Below are 18,527 nucleotides of genomic sequence, written 5' to 3' on the forward strand. Positions count from 1 at the left end.
CTAAGAATAAGACAAGCAGTCTAAAAGAAAGTATAAAGAACCGTAGGAACTACGGGGATAGCTTGGTAAATATAGTTTGCAAAAGCAACTACTTCCCAAGAAGAAGCTTCCACTTCAAAAATTACAAAGTAATTTTAAGTGGGAGAGGTTCACTATTATCAAAGAGAGTGTTACAATTACTGGAGATGTTCGTGCTATGAGTGATAAGACTATGAAAAAGATAGAAGAACAAATCTATAGTATAGCTAATGGAGTGGCACAAACATATCAAATGAAGGTAGATGTAGACTTTAAGTTAGACTATCCTATACTGTATAACGATAGTGATATGACAGATTTAGTTGTATCTGCTATGTAGAAGCAAACAAAAAAGGAACTAAATCATATCCACATCATAATTCACATTTTGTAATAGATGAAGGATGTTTAGAAATATGTGCTAAGGCTCTAGCTTCTGTAGTTGTTAAATATATGTCTTGAAGTAAAAAAGGCTACAACCTGTAGCCAAAAATAAATACATCTTGAAATAAAGCAAAAGTCATGCTAAAATTAACTAAAGAAAAGAAAAATGGAACTGACCCTAGGACCCCTCCTAGGGCTTTTTTTATCTGAGATTAGAACTAGCTATTAGTCTTAAAGTGTGTGTTAGACCCCTTATTGTTTTTGATAGTTCAAATATATTTTCATACCAACCAACATTTGCAAATGATCCATCACCTATATGTTGTATATCAACACCAATAATTTTGTTCTTTAATGCGATATATCTAATTACTTCTTTTGAAGAACTTTCTTGACTAGTTCCTATTGTGGACATACAAAGTTTTTTGTTCTTGTGGGCATATTTAACTATAGTTGTTAAATCACTTTCTGATAATCCAGGAACTGTACCTACAGCAGGGACTAATAGTATGTCTATACCGCTTTCAATAAATTGTTTAGCAGTTTCTAAGTTTATTACATCTTCATCTATACCACTAGAATGCATTTTACCTGCTATTATTATTCCCTTATAGTATTTTTTACTAAGCTTGATACATTCTAATATATCAGTATTTCTTACATTAGTATTAGGATTAGCAGTTAGACATATGAAGTCAAATCCATATTTATTTGCAAGTAAAAGAGCTTCCTTATTACAGTCTTTAGGCTCTATATTAACACCTACAGGACGACCTACAAGTTTTCTTAAGTAACGTATAGGATCATCTGTTTCAGGTAGAGCTTGAATTTGTATATCGAATAAATTTATACAATTAAGGAGTATAAGATCAGCACCAAAGGCTCTAGCTATTTCACTATTAGTTACGTTAAAACAAAGTGTGGCAGAACTTGCCACATTTTCACTTAAAACAGTTCTACCACAACTTAGTTTTATAGCCTCTAGAAGTTCATCTTTACTCATATTTAGTAGTTCACTAGAACTACAAGATAAAAGTCTTTTAGCCATTATTTTTTACCTCACATAATTTTATTAACTTAGAAACTAAGTTCTTTATTTCTATACAAGACATTAAATGGTCTTGTGCATGAACAAAAAGAACAGATAATTCAACCTTTTCACCATTTACTTCTTTTTGTATTAAATTTGTTTGTATTTCATGAGCTTTTAAAAGGTATTCATTTGCTTCATCTAGTTTTTTGTAAGCTTCGTCTATTTTACCTTCTATTGCAAGGTCTAGTGCTTCATAGCAAATACCTTTTACACAACCAGCATTACTGATTATTTCAAATACTATTGTTTCCATTTCTTCTTTCATATTTACCCCTTAAAATCCATTGTTATCGCTTAATTCTTTAAACCAATAACCTGATTTTTTTATATATCTTTTTTGTGTGTTATAGTCTAGTTCTATAAATCCATATCTATTTTTGTATGCATTAAGCCATGACCAACAGTCTATAAAGGTCCAGTGCAGGTATCCCTTACAGTTAGAACCTTCCTCTATTGCTTTATGTAATTCAACTAAGTGTTGTTTTATGAAGTCTATTCTATAGTCATCTTGTATTATGCCATCTTTTTTAAACCTAGCTTCATCTTCAACACCCATACCATTTTCAGCAACAAACCATTCAATATTTCCATAGTTATTTTGTATATTCTTAGCTATATCATAAAGTGCATGTGGATATATTTCCCAACCACGATACTTATTTATTCTTCTACCTGGCATAATATATGTATCATAGTAGTATGTAGGCATGAACGGTGCATTATCATTAGGTAAATTAGCCTTTGCACAAACTCTTAGTGGTTGGTAGTAGTTAATACCTAAAAATGATACTGTATTTTCTTTTATTATTTTCAATTCTTCCTCAGTGTATGATGGAAGAAGATCATGTTTTTTTAATATTTCAACTAAGTCTTTGCTATATTCACCCTTAACACAGGGATCAAGGAAGGAGTTAGTCGCAAAAAGGTCAGCTATATGAGCAGCTTTAACATCGAATTTATTATTAGATCTAGGATAGCTAGGTGTAATATTCAATATTATTCCTATCTTACTTTTAAGATTTAATTTTTTAAATTTTTTTACTGCTAATGCACTAGCTAGTGCTATGTTATATGCCACTTGTACTGCTTTTTTTGAATCTACCTCTAATGGATAGTGGTATTGAAGTAGATAACCACATTCAACAGAAACTATTGGTTCATTGAATGTAAACCAACTATCAACCAAATCACCAAATAGTTCAAAACAAGTTTTTGCGTACTTAGCATAAAGCTCTACTGTTTCTTTTTGAACAAATCCATTATATTTTTCTTGGATGTATAATGGTGTGTCAAAGTGATATAGATTAACAAAAACTTTAATTCCATTTTCTTTTAATAAAGAAAAGTAGGAGTTATAGAAAGTGACTGCTTTTTGATTTATATTTCCCTTATCATCTATTAATCTTGCCCAAGAAATAGATGTTCTATATGCTGTGTGGCCAGTTTGTTTTAGTAGTTTTATATCTTCTTTAAAATGTTTGTAAATTGTACTTGTAGTTTCAGGTCCAATATTATCATGGAATTTGTATGGACTGTCACTAAAAAATTTATCCCAAACAGTTAACATTTTACCATCATTTTCTAAACGTCCTTCACTTTGTTCTGCACTAGTAGAAGAACCCCAAAAGAATCCGTCTTTAAATTTTATCATATTAACCCCTTTAATATATTGTTATCTTATTATTATTCGGATTAAGGTAAGATTTAATAACTGCACAAAGATTAGTTTTTCCATCGTATACCTTATTTGTAATTAGTACAATAGGAGTGTTAAGTTTTACGTTTAAAAATCTTGAGAATTTAACGGGAGTTATAACAGCTTCTATTGTTTGTTGTATTTTAAACTCTTTTAATATTTCTAAATTTTCACGATTGATATCTTTGAAAACATTTCTTAACTTTTCATTTTCAGGATCAGGTGAAAGTAAGACCTCTTCTATACTCATAATATTTTTGTTTTTTGAGGTTATAAACATATATCTTTCAGAATTTTTATAATCATTAAAAATACTTTCTTCTATTGAATAACTTAAATTTAAGTAAATTAATTTAAAAGTATTTGTACTGTCAAAAAAAGCAAAAGACACAATATTCCTATTAGGTGTCTTTTTTACAAAAGTTCCAATATTATTTTTCTTATATAAATAACCCTCTTCAACAAGGATGCTTATTATCTTTCTAGCTGTAAGCTTAGATATATTTTTGTATGATGCAAGACTTCTTTCAGAATAGAAATGAGAATCTACTTTAAAATATTTTAATTCCTCAATCAATTCATTTAGAATCTTTTCATAGAGTTTTTCTGCCATATTATTTCTTTCCTATTAGATAGTTTTCTATGGAACGGAAAGTTTTAATTTTCTTTCTTTTTAAGAAAAAACCAAATAAAACTTCTAATAAAATGTTGTTTTGTTTTTTTAAAAATGAATTTGTAAAATATTCTTCTATATATTCTATACAGATACTCTCATTATCGCATGGGATAATAATATATTCAATAGTATTAATACCTAAGCTTGATTTAATTGATAATTTGTATCCCACGTTTTCTTTTAAATAATCAATAGTAAGAGTACAAGGTACTTTTTTACCCATTTTAGAAACAATATCTTTTTTTATTGTCTTTTCACCGTGAAATTCCTTTTGTAGATTTTCGTAAAGGAAGTTAAAGAAAACTTCCTTTTTACAATTCATAGTATATTTTAATTTCATATTAGTCATCCAATTTATTAGCTATTAATACGAAAGGTGTCCAAATTAAGAATGCAACAAATATGTTTAGTATAGAAACTAGTGCTGCCATAATTGAACCACCAGTTGCAAAGAATGCATATAGACCTGTTGGCATTATCCATGGAACAATAACATAAACAGGAGGTATAACACCTATAGCTGTTAATACATATGCTATTATTGCACCAACAACAGAAACAAGAACGAATGGTATGAAGTATAGTGGATTTAATACTATAGGCATACCGAATATCATAGGTTCATTAATGTTAAATATTCCCATAGGTAGAGCCATTTTAGAAACTGCTCTATTAGCTTTTTTCTTTGAGAAAATGAATATAGAAATTATTAGTGCTAATGTCATACCTGAACCACCTAATTGTAGGTAAGCATCAAATGATCCTCTAGTCCATAAGTATGGTAATGTTTTAACTGTACCACCTTTTGCAATGTGTTCAACATTGGCAAGTAATGCAGGTTGGTATATACCATCAAGTATAGGAGCTAATACATTGTGTCCGTGTAATCCAAAGAACCATAAGAATTGTATAAGGAATGCTAAGATTACAACTGATAGTAAACCTTGTGATAGACCTAATAATGGTTTTTGTATGTATAGTGATATTATATCTATTAATGATTTATTAGTTAATTTAAATATTACTTGTGATATAATTGAACATACATATATTGCAACTACCCCTGGTATAATAGAAGCAAAGGCCTTATTAACAGCAGGTGGGACAGAGTCAGGTAATTTAATAGTAACCTTATGTGTCATTAATTTGCAGTATATTATACTAGAGATGAAACCAATTATCATTGCAGGGAATATACCTTGTGCACCAAGATAATTAACATTTAAGAATCCCCAAGATGATACTTGTGTTGCAACACCGTTTATATCTGTTGTAAATACAGCTTCTTGCGGTAGTAGAGCTATGAATGAAGCAAATGCAACTAAGGCACCTGCAATAGGATTAACCTTATAGCTTTGTGCAAGATTGTAACCTAATGATAAGACAAACGCTAATGATAAGATAGCGAATGAAGCGAACCATACTATACCATTTATAGAGATTAATGGATTCATTGCTTCAACGAATTTTGTATATCCATTTGCAGTAGGTATATCTCTAAAGAAAACGTTAAGTAGTACGGCTATTGAACCGACCATAGTTATTGGCATTATTGCTATAAACGAATCTCTTATAGCAACTAAGTGTCTTTGTGACGCAATTTTTGTCACTTTTGGGATAAATGAACATTCAACCCAGTTCATAATACTTTTCATAAATCTATTCTCCTTTAAGTAATTTCAAAGCATCTTCTAGTACCTTTTCACCATTCATAGTACCGTAACTCATCATATCTATTACAGTAACTGGTGTATCCTTAAAAAGTTCTTTCATGCTAGGTAAAAGGTATTTAACTTGTGGTCCTAAAAGGACTATATCAACTTTACCGACATATTCATTAGCTTTAGCATCTGGAATAGCTAGAATATCTGTTTCTATATTTTTGTCTTTACTAGCTTTTTTCATTTTTTCTACCATGAAACTTGTAGACATTCCTGCGGAACATATTAATAATATTTTGGTCATATGTATACCACCTTTCAAAATATTTTATAATAAAGTATACCACTAAAAAATAAAAAAGCAATATTATTTAGAAAAATATTGATATTTTTAATTAAAAAAAGTATACCACTAAAAAAGGATAGCCCCAGCTATCCTAGATTAAAGAAGATACCGTCTGTGTTCTCACTGTATGTGATGTACGATATTTTCTTACCTTTTAAAACTTTTGAAACAGGGATAATCAATTCAATGTTTTTTATTAATTCTGTTTCTGTGTAAAGAGAGTACTTTTTCATTATAGCGACTATGATGTTACTGTAAGGCTTTCTGTAACCAATAACTATACTCACTAATCCTCCTTAAGATAATCTATAAATGCATTTACACGGTTATTAGTATAATGGAAAGTGTTGTAAAAAGAAATTCTTTCTTTTTCTGAAAAATCTTTAAATTCTTTTGTTTTTAGGACATTTAATTTTTTATTCAAGTTATTTTGGAATAAAAGAATCAAATCTTCCTTTAGATTACTTGTAGATAGAATATATCTTGTCTCGTTTGTCCACCATAGTTCCTTTATTAATTCATTATTACTTTTAAGAAATATATTTATATTTTTCTTACTAACTTTTTTAAATTCATCAAAAGCTTTCTTCATATAGATATTGTATCTTTTGCCATTAAATAGTATGGATAATATGTTAAATAACTCAGTAAATTCATCTTTTGATATATCACCAACATAAATATTAATGCAGTCTATATTCTTCTTACCCTTTATATGAAACGCCTTATAGTTTCTAAATTTTTTGTTAGATATATATGATTTAATGTCTTTTTGTTTAAACACATCATAATTTGGTAAGTGTATAGTAGTGTATTCGCTTCTTTTTTGTAAGATATATTCTTTGTACTTTTTATCATTAATATTTACTAATTTATCAAAGATAATGTAAAACTTATCATTAATACCTTTATCTTGAAAATTAGATACAGAAAAAGGTTCTACATTTTCTCTAATTAATAGAGGTTTAAAAGTATTTTGTAACAAAAAATTATCCTTGTTGTAAGTGTTTGACAAATATACTTTTGAGTTTTTTGAAAGAATGTGTGAGATTTTAATATATTCGTAAAGGTATAATAGATTTTTTGTGAATAGTTCAATAAAGTCTTTTTCCTTAATATACACTCTTCTTTTTCTTAATTCTTTATCTAATGTTTTGTATAGGATCAATGAATTAATTTTAAAGTATTTTAAATAGAGTAGTTCATCCAATCTTGAAAAATTATTTTCAACATTTTGTGGACTATAGAAAGTAAATATATATTTAAAAAAAGCATCTTTATCGCTTTTGAAAAGAGATGAAATATTTATTCCATCATAATCATTTTTAAAAAAATTCTTATAAACTTCATATAACATATCAATAGTATAGAAAAATACAAAAATGTAATGTAGATAGATTCCTTGAAAAAAATTAAAATAATGAAAAAAAAGGCCTTTAAAAGCCTTTTAAAATGCTAGCTGGTTCATAGATTAAAAAATATTTACTCTAGATAGTCTTTTATCATGTAGATATTATCTAAAATTAAGTCAGCTAGAGCTTTCATTTCATCATTTGGTTGTAATATATTAGGCACCATAATTGCTTTCATTTTAGCACTATGAGCTGCCTTTATACCGTTATATGAATCTTCAAATACCATGCAGTTATCAGGAGATATATTTTGCTTTTTAGCAGCTAACAAGAAAATTTCAGGGTCTGGTTTTCCATTTGTCACTTCATCTCCAGAATATATGTCCACAAAGTAGTCTTCTATATTATTTCTTTTTAGATAAGTTTGTATCATGTTTCTATTTGATGATGAAGCTATGACACAAGGTAGCTTTCTTTCTTTTAAGTATGATAAAAGTTCAAGTACATGAGGACAAAGGTCCAAACCATTTTTTTCATTGTAAGTCATTAATTTTTTGTGAACTAATTTAGATAAAGTTTCAAATGGGAAATCCTTACCATAATGGTTTAAATATAGAGCCCTTGTTGATTTCATATTCATACCTATTGACCCCCGTATTGTATCCTCATTAGCAGTAAATCCAAGTTCTGATATAGATTCAGGTAAAAATTTTAAGTATAGTCTTTCTGTTTCAAAAACCAATCCATCCATATCGAAAATAAAGAGCTTAATATTTTTAAATTTCATTTTCTTCCTCCAAGTCTAGTGAATATTTTTGCCATTCTTCCATTAATGTATCTTCTTTTTTACTTAAGTCATCTAATTCATTTTGTAAGTTTACTAACTTTTCAATATCTTTAGCTACATCTGGTAAAAACATCGCCTTATTTATCTCACTTTTTCTTTTTCCTATTTTCTCTAATTCTTCTTCGGTAGAACTTATTAACCTTTTAAGTTTAGATATTTTTTTACTTTTTTCTTTTTGTAGGATATATTCATTTTTTGTATCCTTTTCTTTTTCTATAACAGTCTTTTTCTTTATGCTTTCCTTGTAATCATTGTAATTACCTTTAAATTTTGTAAGACCATTTTCATCTAATACATAGATGGTGTTACATACCGAATCTAAAAAGTGTCTATTGTGCGATACTACAACCAATGTTCCTTGAAAATCACTTAGGGCCTGTTCTAGTATTTCTATAGAATAAATATCTAGGTGATTAGTAGGTTCGTCTAATAAAAGGAAGTTAGGATGCTTTTGTATTAGTTTAATGAATGAAACACGTACTTTTTCTCCACCAGAAAGATCCTTTATTCTTTTATCTACATCTTCGTCTTTAAAAAGAAAGCTAGCAGCCATACTTCTTAAATATTCTTGTGTGTAGTTAATATTTGTGTTAATTTCTTGCAAAATGGTATTGTCAGGGTAAAGGTTATCAACATTTTGATCAAAGTATCCCATTACAGCATTTTGTGCTATTTTAATACTACCACTATCAAGGGGCAACTTATTAGCTATTAACTTTAAAAGTGTAGACTTTCCACAACCATTTTTTCCTATTATACCTATTCTTTCTCCCTTATACACCTTAAGACATATATCTTTTAGTAGTGCCTTGTTATCAAAATTTTTGCAGACATTTTCTAAAGTTAGTACAGAATCAGATGTTGTATTCTTTATTTCAAATTTAAGTTTCATCTTTGGTGGTGTGTAGTCAGGATTATCATGAACTAATAGGTGAGATAAAAGCTTTTGTTTTCCACGAGCTTGCTTTGCCATACGACCAGCTCTGTTTCTTTCTATGTACTCATTTAATTTTTTTATTCTATCTTGTTGCTTTTCGTATTCTTTGATTTCACCCTTTAGTATCATTTCTTTTTGTATCATGAAGCTTGAGAAATTACCTGAATACTCATGTAATTTCATATTTTCAATTTCAAATATTTTGTTACAAACATTGTCTAAAAAGACTCTGTCGTGCGATACAAGTAGAAAGGCCTTGTTATACTTTTTCAAAAATTCTTCAAGCCATTCTATAGATGCTAAATCAAGGTGGTTTGTAGGTTCGTCTAATATTAGTAAATCAGGCTTTTGTAAAAGCAGTTTTGCAAGACTAACTCTTGTTTTTTCTCCTCCAGATAGTTTGCAGATAAGACTATCTTTTAAATTTGTTAAATCAAGCCCGTTTATAACCTGATTTAAAAGATAATCAATGCTGTAACCGTCATTAGCGTTAAAGATATTGTATAATTTATCTAATTCATCTTTTAATTTAGGATTGGTTGCTAGTTCTAAATTCATCTTCTCTATTTTCCTATACACCTTATGTAGTTCACTAAATACTGTATCTAATTCTTCAAATACGGTATTATTCTCGTCACTAAAATGGTGCACTTGTGAAATGTACCCTATATTAATATTCTTATCTACAAATACAGTACCACTATTAATACTTTCTTTTGAGAGTATAATATTGATTATTGTAGATTTACCAACACCATTTAGCCCTATAAGGCCAATTCTATCGCTTGAATTTATACTAAAAGATACATCTTTTAGTATTTGCTTATCCAAAAAACTCTTGTAAACATTATTGAATTGTATAAATGCCATAAAACTTCCCTTTTTCATTTGATAGCCTATTATACCATAAATTAATTATTTCGATTAGACCAAAAAAAGTTTAATAAAAAAGAGAATAAAAAAATATTTTTTGAAAAATAAATTTAATAAAGTTATTTTACTTTTAAATTAGGTCTTTTTTTTACCAGATAAAAGCATAATGAAAGAAAATATTTAAAATTAAGCATTGATTACAAATATATATATCTATGGTATATTATTCCTAATTTTATACGTTCGGAGGTTTTATGAAAAAAAGTTCTTTAATTCTAATTACAATTTTAGCAACAACATTTCAGTCGTATGCTAAAAATTATCCTTTAAATTTAAGTATCGTTCATATGAATGACACACATTCACATTTTGAACCAGAAACAGTTAAGTTTACAATAAACGGTAAACCTACATCAGTAAAAATAGGGGGATTTCCTGAAGTTATACACGAATTGAATGAATACAGAAAATCATTGCCTAAAAATAGACAACCACTAGTTTTACACGCTGGTGATGCATTGAATGGTACTTTGTATTACACACTATTTAAAGGTGTTTCTGATGCAAAAATGATAAATGCAGCTAAGTTTGATTATCTAACATTAGGTAATCATGAGTTTGATTCAGGAGATAAAGGTTTAAAAATATTTTTAGATAACCTAAAAGTACCAGTCCTATCTTCTAATGTTATACCCAACAAAAAAAGCATCCTATACGGTTACTGGAAACCTTATGCTATTAAAAAGATTCGTGGTGAAAAAGTTGGGATAATAGGGCTAGAGTTTGCAGAAAAGACTAGAGAATCTTCAAGTCCAGGTAAGGATATTAAGATAATAGATGAAGTGCAAGCAGTTCAAAAGTATATAAATATTTTGAAGAAAAAAGGGGTTAATAAGATAATACTTCTATCACATGCTGGTGTAAAAGGTAATACACGTGTTGCTAAAAACACAAAGGGATTAGATGTAATAATATCAGGTGACTCACACTTCCTTTTCGGAAATGATGAAATGAGAAAGTTTAAATTACCTGTAATATCAGAATATCCAACAAAGGTAATGAGTTTAAGTAATGAACCTGTGTATATAGTAGAAGGATGGGAGTATACTAAGCTATTAGGTAGATTGGATATAAAGTTCAGTAAATCTGGTATAGTAAAGAGTATTAAAGGTAATCCTGTAATTGTGTACCATGAAGATTCTAGTTTTGAGAGAAAAGATGAAAATGGTAAAAAATATACTCCTAAAGGTAAAGAAAGAGAAGAAATATTAGAAACATTAAAGAATACAAAGACATTTAAGTTAGCAAAACCAGATAAGAAAGCTAAGAAAATATTTGATAAATATTACAAGCTAAAAAAACAACTAGGTGATCAAGTTATAGGTGAGCTAACAGGAGACGTAATGCCAGGAGGTTCTGAACATAGAATTCCTCATAAGAATAATCCTAAAGGATCTATTGCAACTAGATTTGTTGCAGAAACTATGTTAACACAAATGAGAAGCTTTGGTGAAAATTCTAAGGTAGACTTTGCTATACAAAATTCAGGTGGTGTAAGACAAAATATTAATACAGGTAAGTGGACATACAATGATGCATATAACTTATTACCATTTGGTAACACATTATACCTTTTAAATATGAAAGGATCACAAGTTAAAAATGTGATAGAAGAAGCACTAGACTACGGTTTAGGTGGTGGATCAACAGGTTCATTCCCTTATGGTGCTGGATTGCGTTATGAAGCAAATCAATACAAGGACAAAAATGGTAAGAGAATAGTTAAAATTGAAGTTGAAAATGCTAAAACTGGTAAGTTTGAAGACTTGCAAGATGATAAGGATTATATAGTTGTAACAAATGGATATATCGCTAAAGGTAAAGATGGTTACAAGACATTTGGTAATATACAAGGAAAAGATACCTTTATACCTGATGCACAAAGCTTTATTAAATTCTTACAAATGCACAAGAACTTTAAAACATATACAGATTCTAATGTAATATTCCATTTTGATGAAAATAATGAAGTTAAGACAAAATAAGAGAGTGTGGTTACACACTCTCTTCTCACTTTCAAAACTTTAATTTTTTTTAACTTTTGAAAGCGGTATATAATAAGAAGTGTATTAAAAAGGGAGTTTATTAAAAAAAATCCACTTTCAAAACTTTAAAATTTTTTATCTTTTGAAAGTGGAATTTAAAAATTGTTAGAATACTACACCTAAATTAAATTTAAATTTATTTGATAATTTATTTCCGAATTCTTTTTCTAAGCTGTATTGTAGATATGCTTTATCCTTTATACTATATTCACCACCTATTCCTAGATTGAACCAAGTATCTTTGTTGCTTAATTTTACAGTAGTTTCATCACGTGGATCAGTAAACTTGTATTTTGTATCGCCTAAAAATTCTCTAAGTACACTAGCTTTTATATATTGCCCTTTATACATTAATTTTAGTCCTAATTCACCTATTAATGAATCTATTTTATCAGATTTAACACTAATGTATGTATTAGGAATTTTAAATTCTTGTCCTTTAGATGTGCTATATGTTAGTGAACCTTCAGGTACTAGTGAAAAGTCGTTATTTAATTTAAATTCTTTGCTATATTTACCTTTTATACCTAAATCTAAAGTATTATACTTCAAAAATTTAGTATTTCCACTTACAAAAGAAACTTTAGGGATTAATTCAAATGTACCTATTTTACTTGTATTATTTAAATATCCTAGGATACTTGTTGATTTAGCTTTATCATTACTAAAGTTCATTCTATGTGCAAGTGATAAACCTACTAAAGTATTGTTGATTTTATGATTGTATCCAACTTGCATGGTGTTGTATAAGCCATTATCTAGTCCTAAAGTAGATTTTAACCACATACCTTTTCTTGAAGGTATATTGTATTCATCTAAACCATCTCTATGTAATTTATACAATGAATTTGAATCATTACATACATCATTTATTATTGGGTTGTATAGGACTTTTAAGCCAGATATAAAGTGCGAGATAAATAAAGGTTCATAGGTTATTATATTATTTCCATAACTAATTCCTACACCTATAAGTTTCATCATAAAATTGTTCTTTTTATCTTCTGAAATAGAACTTAGATTATTGTTATCTACTGCATTTTTAATATCGTTATCAATTACATAGTCATATAAATAATTATATTCACTACTGCCACCATTTCCTTCAGGGTCGACATTTTTTTTAATTAATTTAACGGTTTTGTATATAACATCGTCTTTTTCTTTTGGTGACAAATCAAATACATTAAATTTTTTTATTATGGGTGCGTATGATTTAATATACATTGGATTAATTTCACTTTTTGAAAGATATTGTATGTTGTTTTTTAAAGTAGAAAAAGAAAATGGTATTAAGTCTGTATGTTTATCTACTAAATAAAATTGTTTTAGATCTTTAATACTTTCATCACTTAATTCTAAGTAAAATTTAGTGTTATTGTTTTTTAAAGAAGTAATATATATAAAGTCTGTTCCTTTTTTACTAATAAAATCCATAAGTGTGGAGCTAGAAGTAAGTCCGTGAATTCCTGGACATAATCCAAGACTTGTTATTTCACTTGATTTACTAGAAACATTTATTTTAAATGTAATCTTATTACCACTAATATCATTAATATCCTCTTCACCTTCTCCTATTGCTAATAAAGCTCCGCTATTATCTAATGTGTGTTTGATTTCTATTTTACCATTATTTGAATTTAAACTACTGATTTCTACAAGAGACGGATATGAGAAACCACAATTTGGATCGTTATAATTAGTCTTCACAATGAAGTTCATTTTAGAGTTTGGAGCAAGATTTACAACATTATAAAATGAGAAATGGTTACCATTATCGGCATATGTATTAGGATCTAAGATGAAATCATTTTGTTGGTTTTCTTTAAGTGAATACTCATCACGAAATTCATATGCAAAAGCAAAAAAACTTAACAAAATCGAATAAAAAATAATTAATTTTTTCACACAAATCACCTCTTATCTGTATTTTACTACTTTAATAACTTATTGCAAGAAGAAAATGATAAAATTTAGAAGTTATTCCAACACTTATAGAATTTTTTTTTCAATTTTTTGAAAAAACTTTTAGAAAAAACATTTTTTTGCTATTATTAGAAAAAAAGGATGAAAAATATGAAGAACAGAGATACTTATTTAAATAAATTGATAGAGCTTAAAGATACAAGTCTAATAAAGGTAATAACGGGATTAAGAAGAACAGGTAAATCTAGCTTATTAAAACTTATGGTTATGTACTTAAAAAAACAGGGTATAAAAAGTGATAGAATTATAGAAATGAATTTTGATAGTAAAATGAATTGCGATGATATATATGAATATGTGAATAAAAAGGTGAATAATAGCGATGAAAAAATATATATCTTTTTAGATGAAATACAAAAAGTTCAAAACTGGGAAGAAGTGGTGAATGCTTTTAGAGTTAATTTTAATTCAGATATATATATTGCAAGTTCAAGTGCTTGTAAATTATCTAAAGAATATGTTGAAATTAAAATGTTTCCTTTATCATTTAAAGAATTTTTGTACTTTAATAATAATTCTGATATATCAAAGGCTTTTGAAGAGTATTTACATTTTGGGGCTATGCCACAAATAGTAAAATTAGGTTTGGAACAAGAAGATATCTATTCTACTGTTGTTATTAAGGATATACTTGAAAGAGAAGCTATTAAAGGGCGTAATAAGGTTACAGATATGCTACTTTTGAAAAAGATTGTAATGTATTTAGCGGATAATATAGGAAATAATTTATCTACATCTAATGTAGCAAAAGTTTTAGCAAATGAAAAACTTGTAGATAGAAAAACAACGAGCGTAAATACAATACAGACGTATATACAAAGTTTACTAGAAGCATATATGTTCTATGAAATTAAAAGATTTGATATTAAAGGAAAACAGTATTTAAAAACTTTAGGGAAGTATTATATAGTAGACTTAGGTCTTAGAAATTATCTTTTAGGATTTAGAAATAGAGATAGTGGGCATATTATTGAGAATATAGTATATTTTGAGCTTTTAAGAAAAGGTTATGATGTTGCTATAGGTAAAGTAGGAGATTTAGAAATAGACTTTATAGCAACCAAAGTGAATAGTAAGGTATATGTACAAGTTACAGAAAGCATGCTAGAAGAAAGCACAAGAGAAAGAGAAATTAAGCCATTAAAAAAGATAGATGATAATTATGAGAAAATAATACTTACACTTAATTGTGGACTTGAAAAAGACTATGATGGAATTAAAGTGTATAATTTGATAGAATGGTTATTGGGAGAATAAAAAATATTTTAAAATACACCCCAAAATTATTGACATTTAGCTAAAAATAGTATATTATTAGCAAGTACAGAGCAGACGCTGTTCTGTTTTATAGTGTAAAAAATTATTGTTTAGTGAGTTAGCTAACCTTTAAGGAGGCTTGATTTTTACTACTTTTGTTAGAACGTCAAAAGTTTTAAAATATAGATTAATTAATTGTGAATGAACTTAACTAAGACCCAACAATAAAAAACGAAGAAAGAGGAAATGAGAGGAGGAAACATGCCTACAATTAATCAATTAGTTAGATTTGGTAGAAGCACTTCTGAAAAGAAGAAAAAATCACCTGCATTAAAGGCAAATCCACAAAAAAGAGGGGTTTGTGTAAGAGTTTATACTACAACACCTAAGAAACCTAACTCAGCTTTAAGAAAGGTAGCCAGAGTAAAACTTGTTAATGGAATAGAAGTTACAGCATATATACCAGGTATAGGACACAACCTTCAAGAACACTCAATAGTGTTAATAAGAGGAGGAAGAACAAAAGACTTACCAGGGGTTAGATACAAAATAGTTAGAGGAGCTTTAGATACTGCTGGTGTAGTAAATAGAAAACAAGCAAGATCTAGATACGGAACTAAGAGACCTAAATAATAAAGGAGGATAAAGATGTCAAGAAGAAGACAAGCAATAAAAAGAGATGTTCTACCTGACTCAAAGTACAGCGATAAAGTTGTTACCAAGTTTATTAACGGTCTTATGGTAGATGGTAAAAAATCTTTAGCAGAATCAATATTTTATAACGCTTTAGAAGCAATAGAACAAGAAACAAACGAATCAGGAATAGAAGTATTCAGAAGAGCTATGGAAAATGTTAGACCACAATTAGAAGTTAGATCAAGAAGAATTGGTGGGGCAACATACCAAGTTCCAGTTGAAGTAAGAAAAGAAAGACAACAAACTCTTGCAATAAGATGGTTAGTTAAATACACAAGAGAAAGAAAAGAATATGGTATGATCGAAAAATTAAAGAAAGAATTAATAGCTGCTTCAAATAATGAAGGTGGAGCTGTTAAGAAGAAAGACGATACATACAAGATGGCAGAAGCAAATAGAGCATTCGCTCATTATAAATGGTAATAGTAATAGGAGGATAAATGGCAAGAAAAGTAGAGCTTAAAGATACTAGAAATATAGGGATAATGGCTCATATTGATGCTGGTAAGACTACTACTACTGAAAGAATTTTATTCTATACTGGAGTTAATCACAAAATAGGAGAAGTTCATGATGGAGCTGCTACTATGGACTACATGGAACAAGAACAAGAAAGAGGAATTACAATAACTTCAGCAGCGATCACTTGTTTCTGGAAAAAACATAGAATAAATATCATTGATACACCAGGTCACGTTGACTTCACAGTTGAAGTTGAAAGATCATTAAGAGTATTAGATGGTGCAGTTGCAGTCTTTTCAGCAGTTGATGGAGTACAACCACAATCAGAAACAGTTTGGAGACAAGCTGATAAATATCACGTTCCAAGAATTGCATTCTTTAACAAAATGGATAGAACTGGTGCAAACTTTGAAATGTGTGTAGATGATATTAAGAAAAAATTAGGTGGAAATGGTATACCTATCCAATTACCTATAGGTGCAGAAGAACACTTTGAAGGTATAATAGACTTAATCACTGAAAAAGAATACATTTTCCATGATGAAACAATGGGTGCAGATTACGAAATTAGAGACGTAAGACCTGAATTAAAAGATGCAGTTGAAGAAGCAAGACACAACTTAATAGAAGCTGTTGTTGAAACTGATGATGCATTAATGGAAAAATTCTTTGCAGATGAACCTATTAGTGAAGAAGAAATAAAGGTAGCCTTAAGAAAGGCAACAATAGCTGGAATAGTAGTTCCTGTAACTTGCGGAACAGCGTTCAAGAATAAAGGAATTCAACCATTACTTGATGCAATAGTTGCATATATGCCTTCTCCATTAGATATACCATCAATTGAAGGAATAAATCCTAAGACTGATGCAGAAGAAGTTAGACATCCATCTGATTCTGAAAAATTCTCAGCATTAGCATTTAAGATAGTAACAGATCCATTCGTAGGAAGATTATCATTCTTTAGAGTTTATTCAGGTATGTTACAAAAAGGTTCATACGTTTTAAACTCAACAAAAGGTAAAAAAGAAAGAATGGGAAGATTACTTCTAATGCATGCTAATAAGAGAGAAGAATTAGAAGAAGTTTACACAGGAGATATAGCAGCAGCAGTTGGATTGAAAGATACAACTACTGGAGATACTCTATGTGATGAATCAGCACCAATTATATTAGAAAACATGGAATTCCCAGATCCAGTTATATCAGTTGCAGTTGAACCAAAGACTAAAGCTGACCAAGAAAAGATGGGAACAGCATTATCTAAATTAGCTGAAGAAGACCCTACATTCGTTGTTACTGCAAACCAAGAAACTGGTCAAACAGTAATATCAGGAATGGGAGAATTACACTTAGAAATTATAGTAGACAGAATGAAGAGAGAATTCAAGGTTGAAGCAAATGTAGGTAAACCACAAGTTGCATATAGAGAAACTATACTATCTAATTCAGATGTTGAAGAAAAATACATCAAACAATCAGGTGGTAGAGGACAATATGGACACGTTAAGATTAAAGTTGAACCTAACAAAGATAAAGGTTATGAATTTATTAACGAAATTACTGGAGGGGTAATACCTAGAGAATACATACCAGCAGTTGATAAAGGTATACAAGAAGCATTACAAGCTGGGGTTGTAGCAGGATATCCAGTACAAGACGTTAAAGTTACTCTATATGATGGATCATACCACGAAGTCGATTCATCAGAAATGGCATTCAAGATTGCAGGATCATTAGCTATTAAGAGTGCTTTAAAACAAGCACAACCTATCTTACTTGAACCAATATTCAAAGTTGAAGTTACAACTCCTGAAGAATACATGGGAGACGTTATAGGTGACTTAAACTCAAGAAGAGGACAAGTATCAGGTATGAATGATAGAAATAACGCAAAAATAATAGATGCACATGTACCATTATCAGAAATGTTTGGATATGCTACTGACTTAAGATCAAAGACTCAAGGAAGAGCATCTTATTCAATGGAATTTGAAAAATATGTACAAGTTCCAAAGAACATATCTGATAAGGTAGTTGAAGAAAGACAAGGTAAATAATTTAGGAGGAAAAACAAATGGCAAAACAAAAGTATGAAAGAAGTAAACCACACGTTAACATTGGGACAATAGGACACGTTG

19 protein-coding genes are annotated in these 18,527 nt (G+C 29.0%); 7 read left to right on the forward strand and 12 right to left on the reverse strand.

What is annotated here, in order from left to right:
• Both IMK15_RS06575 and IMK15_RS05820 read left to right on the forward strand, forming a co-directional pair.
• The coding region (locus tag IMK15_RS06575) for a hypothetical protein (protein ID WP_226869228.1) at window positions 1–200 on the forward strand (200 nt) is incomplete at its 5' end.
• Entirely contained in the window at window positions 197–358 is a 162-nt protein-coding gene (locus IMK15_RS05820) for a hypothetical protein (protein ID WP_192942223.1), read from the forward strand. The genes IMK15_RS06575 and IMK15_RS05820, both read left to right, overlap by 4 nt.
• A gap of 246 nt (window positions 359–604) precedes the next feature.
• Here the strand turns inward: IMK15_RS05820 and IMK15_RS05825 are convergent, their stop codons facing one another.
• From IMK15_RS05825 to IMK15_RS05875, 11 genes are all read right to left on the reverse strand, one after another.
• Window positions 605–1,450, reverse strand: coding sequence for a haloacid dehalogenase-like hydrolase (locus tag IMK15_RS05825; RefSeq protein WP_192942224.1), 846 nt, complete (start codon window positions 1,448–1,450; stop codon window positions 605–607).
• A complete protein-coding gene (locus IMK15_RS05830; RefSeq protein ID WP_046328166.1) occupies window positions 1,443–1,760 on the reverse strand; it encodes a PTS lactose/cellobiose transporter subunit IIA in 318 nt (105 codons plus the stop codon). Before IMK15_RS05830 ends, IMK15_RS05825 begins: the two co-directional genes overlap by 8 nt.
• 9 nt (window positions 1,761–1,769) lie before the next feature.
• Complete coding sequence (locus IMK15_RS05835) at window positions 1,770–3,146, reverse strand: glycoside hydrolase family 1 protein (protein WP_192942225.1); 1,377 nt, start codon at window positions 3,144–3,146, stop codon at window positions 1,770–1,772.
• 10 nt (window positions 3,147–3,156) lie between these two features.
• Complete coding sequence (locus IMK15_RS05840) at window positions 3,157–3,804, reverse strand: GntR family transcriptional regulator (protein ID WP_192942226.1); 648 nt, start codon at window positions 3,802–3,804, stop codon at window positions 3,157–3,159.
• Between the two features lies 1 nt (window position 3,805).
• A complete protein-coding gene (locus IMK15_RS05845; protein WP_046328169.1) occupies window positions 3,806–4,207 on the reverse strand; it encodes a DUF3284 domain-containing protein in 402 nt (133 codons plus the stop codon).
• A gap of 1 nt (window position 4,208) precedes the next feature.
• The gene (locus IMK15_RS05850; RefSeq protein WP_192942227.1) at window positions 4,209–5,522 is read right to left on the reverse strand and encodes a PTS sugar transporter subunit IIC; all 1,314 of its coding nucleotides are present in this window, start codon (window positions 5,520–5,522) and stop codon (window positions 4,209–4,211) included.
• Window positions 5,523–5,526: 4 nt separating this feature from the next.
• The gene (locus IMK15_RS05855; RefSeq protein ID WP_046328171.1) at window positions 5,527–5,832 is read right to left on the reverse strand and encodes a PTS sugar transporter subunit IIB; all 306 of its coding nucleotides are present in this window, start codon (window positions 5,830–5,832) and stop codon (window positions 5,527–5,529) included.
• Window positions 5,833–5,960: 128 nt separating this feature from the next.
• Window positions 5,961–6,161 (reverse strand): hypothetical protein, encoded by a 201-nt coding sequence (locus tag IMK15_RS05860; protein ID WP_046328172.1) that lies wholly within the window; start codon window positions 6,159–6,161, stop codon window positions 5,961–5,963.
• Window positions 6,161–7,231, reverse strand: coding sequence for a hypothetical protein (locus IMK15_RS05865; RefSeq protein ID WP_192942228.1), 1,071 nt, complete (start codon window positions 7,229–7,231; stop codon window positions 6,161–6,163). Before IMK15_RS05865 ends, IMK15_RS05860 begins: the two co-directional genes overlap by 1 nt.
• A 125-nt stretch (window positions 7,232–7,356) precedes the next feature.
• Complete coding sequence (locus IMK15_RS05870) at window positions 7,357–8,013, reverse strand: HAD family hydrolase (RefSeq protein WP_192942229.1); 657 nt, start codon at window positions 8,011–8,013, stop codon at window positions 7,357–7,359.
• Window positions 8,003–9,880 (reverse strand): ABC-F family ATP-binding cassette domain-containing protein, encoded by a 1,878-nt coding sequence (locus IMK15_RS05875; protein ID WP_192942230.1) that lies wholly within the window; start codon window positions 9,878–9,880, stop codon window positions 8,003–8,005. The genes IMK15_RS05870 and IMK15_RS05875 overlap by 11 nt, the downstream gene beginning before the upstream one ends.
• 257 nt (window positions 9,881–10,137) lie before the next feature.
• On the opposite strand from IMK15_RS05875, the gene nadN reads away from it, so the two are divergent.
• Window positions 10,138–11,928 carry an NAD nucleotidase gene (gene nadN, locus IMK15_RS05880; RefSeq protein WP_226869229.1) on the forward strand — a complete coding sequence of 597 codons (1,791 nt, stop codon included), beginning with the start codon at window positions 10,138–10,140 and terminating at the stop codon, window positions 11,926–11,928.
• 165 nt (window positions 11,929–12,093) lie between these two features.
• On the opposite strand, the gene IMK15_RS06680 is transcribed toward nadN, so the two are convergent.
• Complete coding sequence (locus IMK15_RS06680) at window positions 12,094–13,896, reverse strand: autotransporter outer membrane beta-barrel domain-containing protein (RefSeq protein WP_192942231.1); 1,803 nt, start codon at window positions 13,894–13,896, stop codon at window positions 12,094–12,096.
• A gap of 168 nt (window positions 13,897–14,064) precedes the next feature.
• Here IMK15_RS06680 and IMK15_RS05890 point away from each other — a divergent pair, with 168 nt between their 5' ends.
• The 4 genes from IMK15_RS05890 (at window position 14,065) to fusA (ending at window position 18,446) form a co-directional block, all read left to right on the forward strand.
• Entirely contained in the window at window positions 14,065–15,231 is a 1,167-nt protein-coding gene (locus tag IMK15_RS05890; RefSeq protein WP_226869230.1) for an ATP-binding protein, read from the forward strand.
• 261 nt (window positions 15,232–15,492) lie between these two features.
• On the forward strand, window positions 15,493–15,864 hold the full coding sequence (gene rpsL / locus IMK15_RS05895) for a 30S ribosomal protein S12 (protein WP_046328178.1): 372 nt from the start codon (window positions 15,493–15,495) through the stop codon (window positions 15,862–15,864).
• 15 nt (window positions 15,865–15,879) lie between these two features.
• A complete protein-coding gene (rpsG, locus tag IMK15_RS05900) occupies window positions 15,880–16,350 on the forward strand; it encodes a 30S ribosomal protein S7 (RefSeq protein WP_046328179.1) in 471 nt (156 codons plus the stop codon).
• 17 nt (window positions 16,351–16,367) lie between these two features.
• A complete protein-coding gene (gene fusA / locus IMK15_RS05905; protein ID WP_192942233.1) occupies window positions 16,368–18,446 on the forward strand; it encodes an elongation factor G in 2,079 nt (692 codons plus the stop codon).
• Window positions 18,447–18,527 lie beyond the last annotated feature (81 nt).

Origin of the sequence: Sneathia sp. DSM 16631 (genome assembly GCF_014892235.1) — a bacterium.
Taxonomy (GTDB): Bacteria; Fusobacteriota; Fusobacteriia; order Fusobacteriales; family Leptotrichiaceae; genus Sneathia; species Sneathia vaginalis.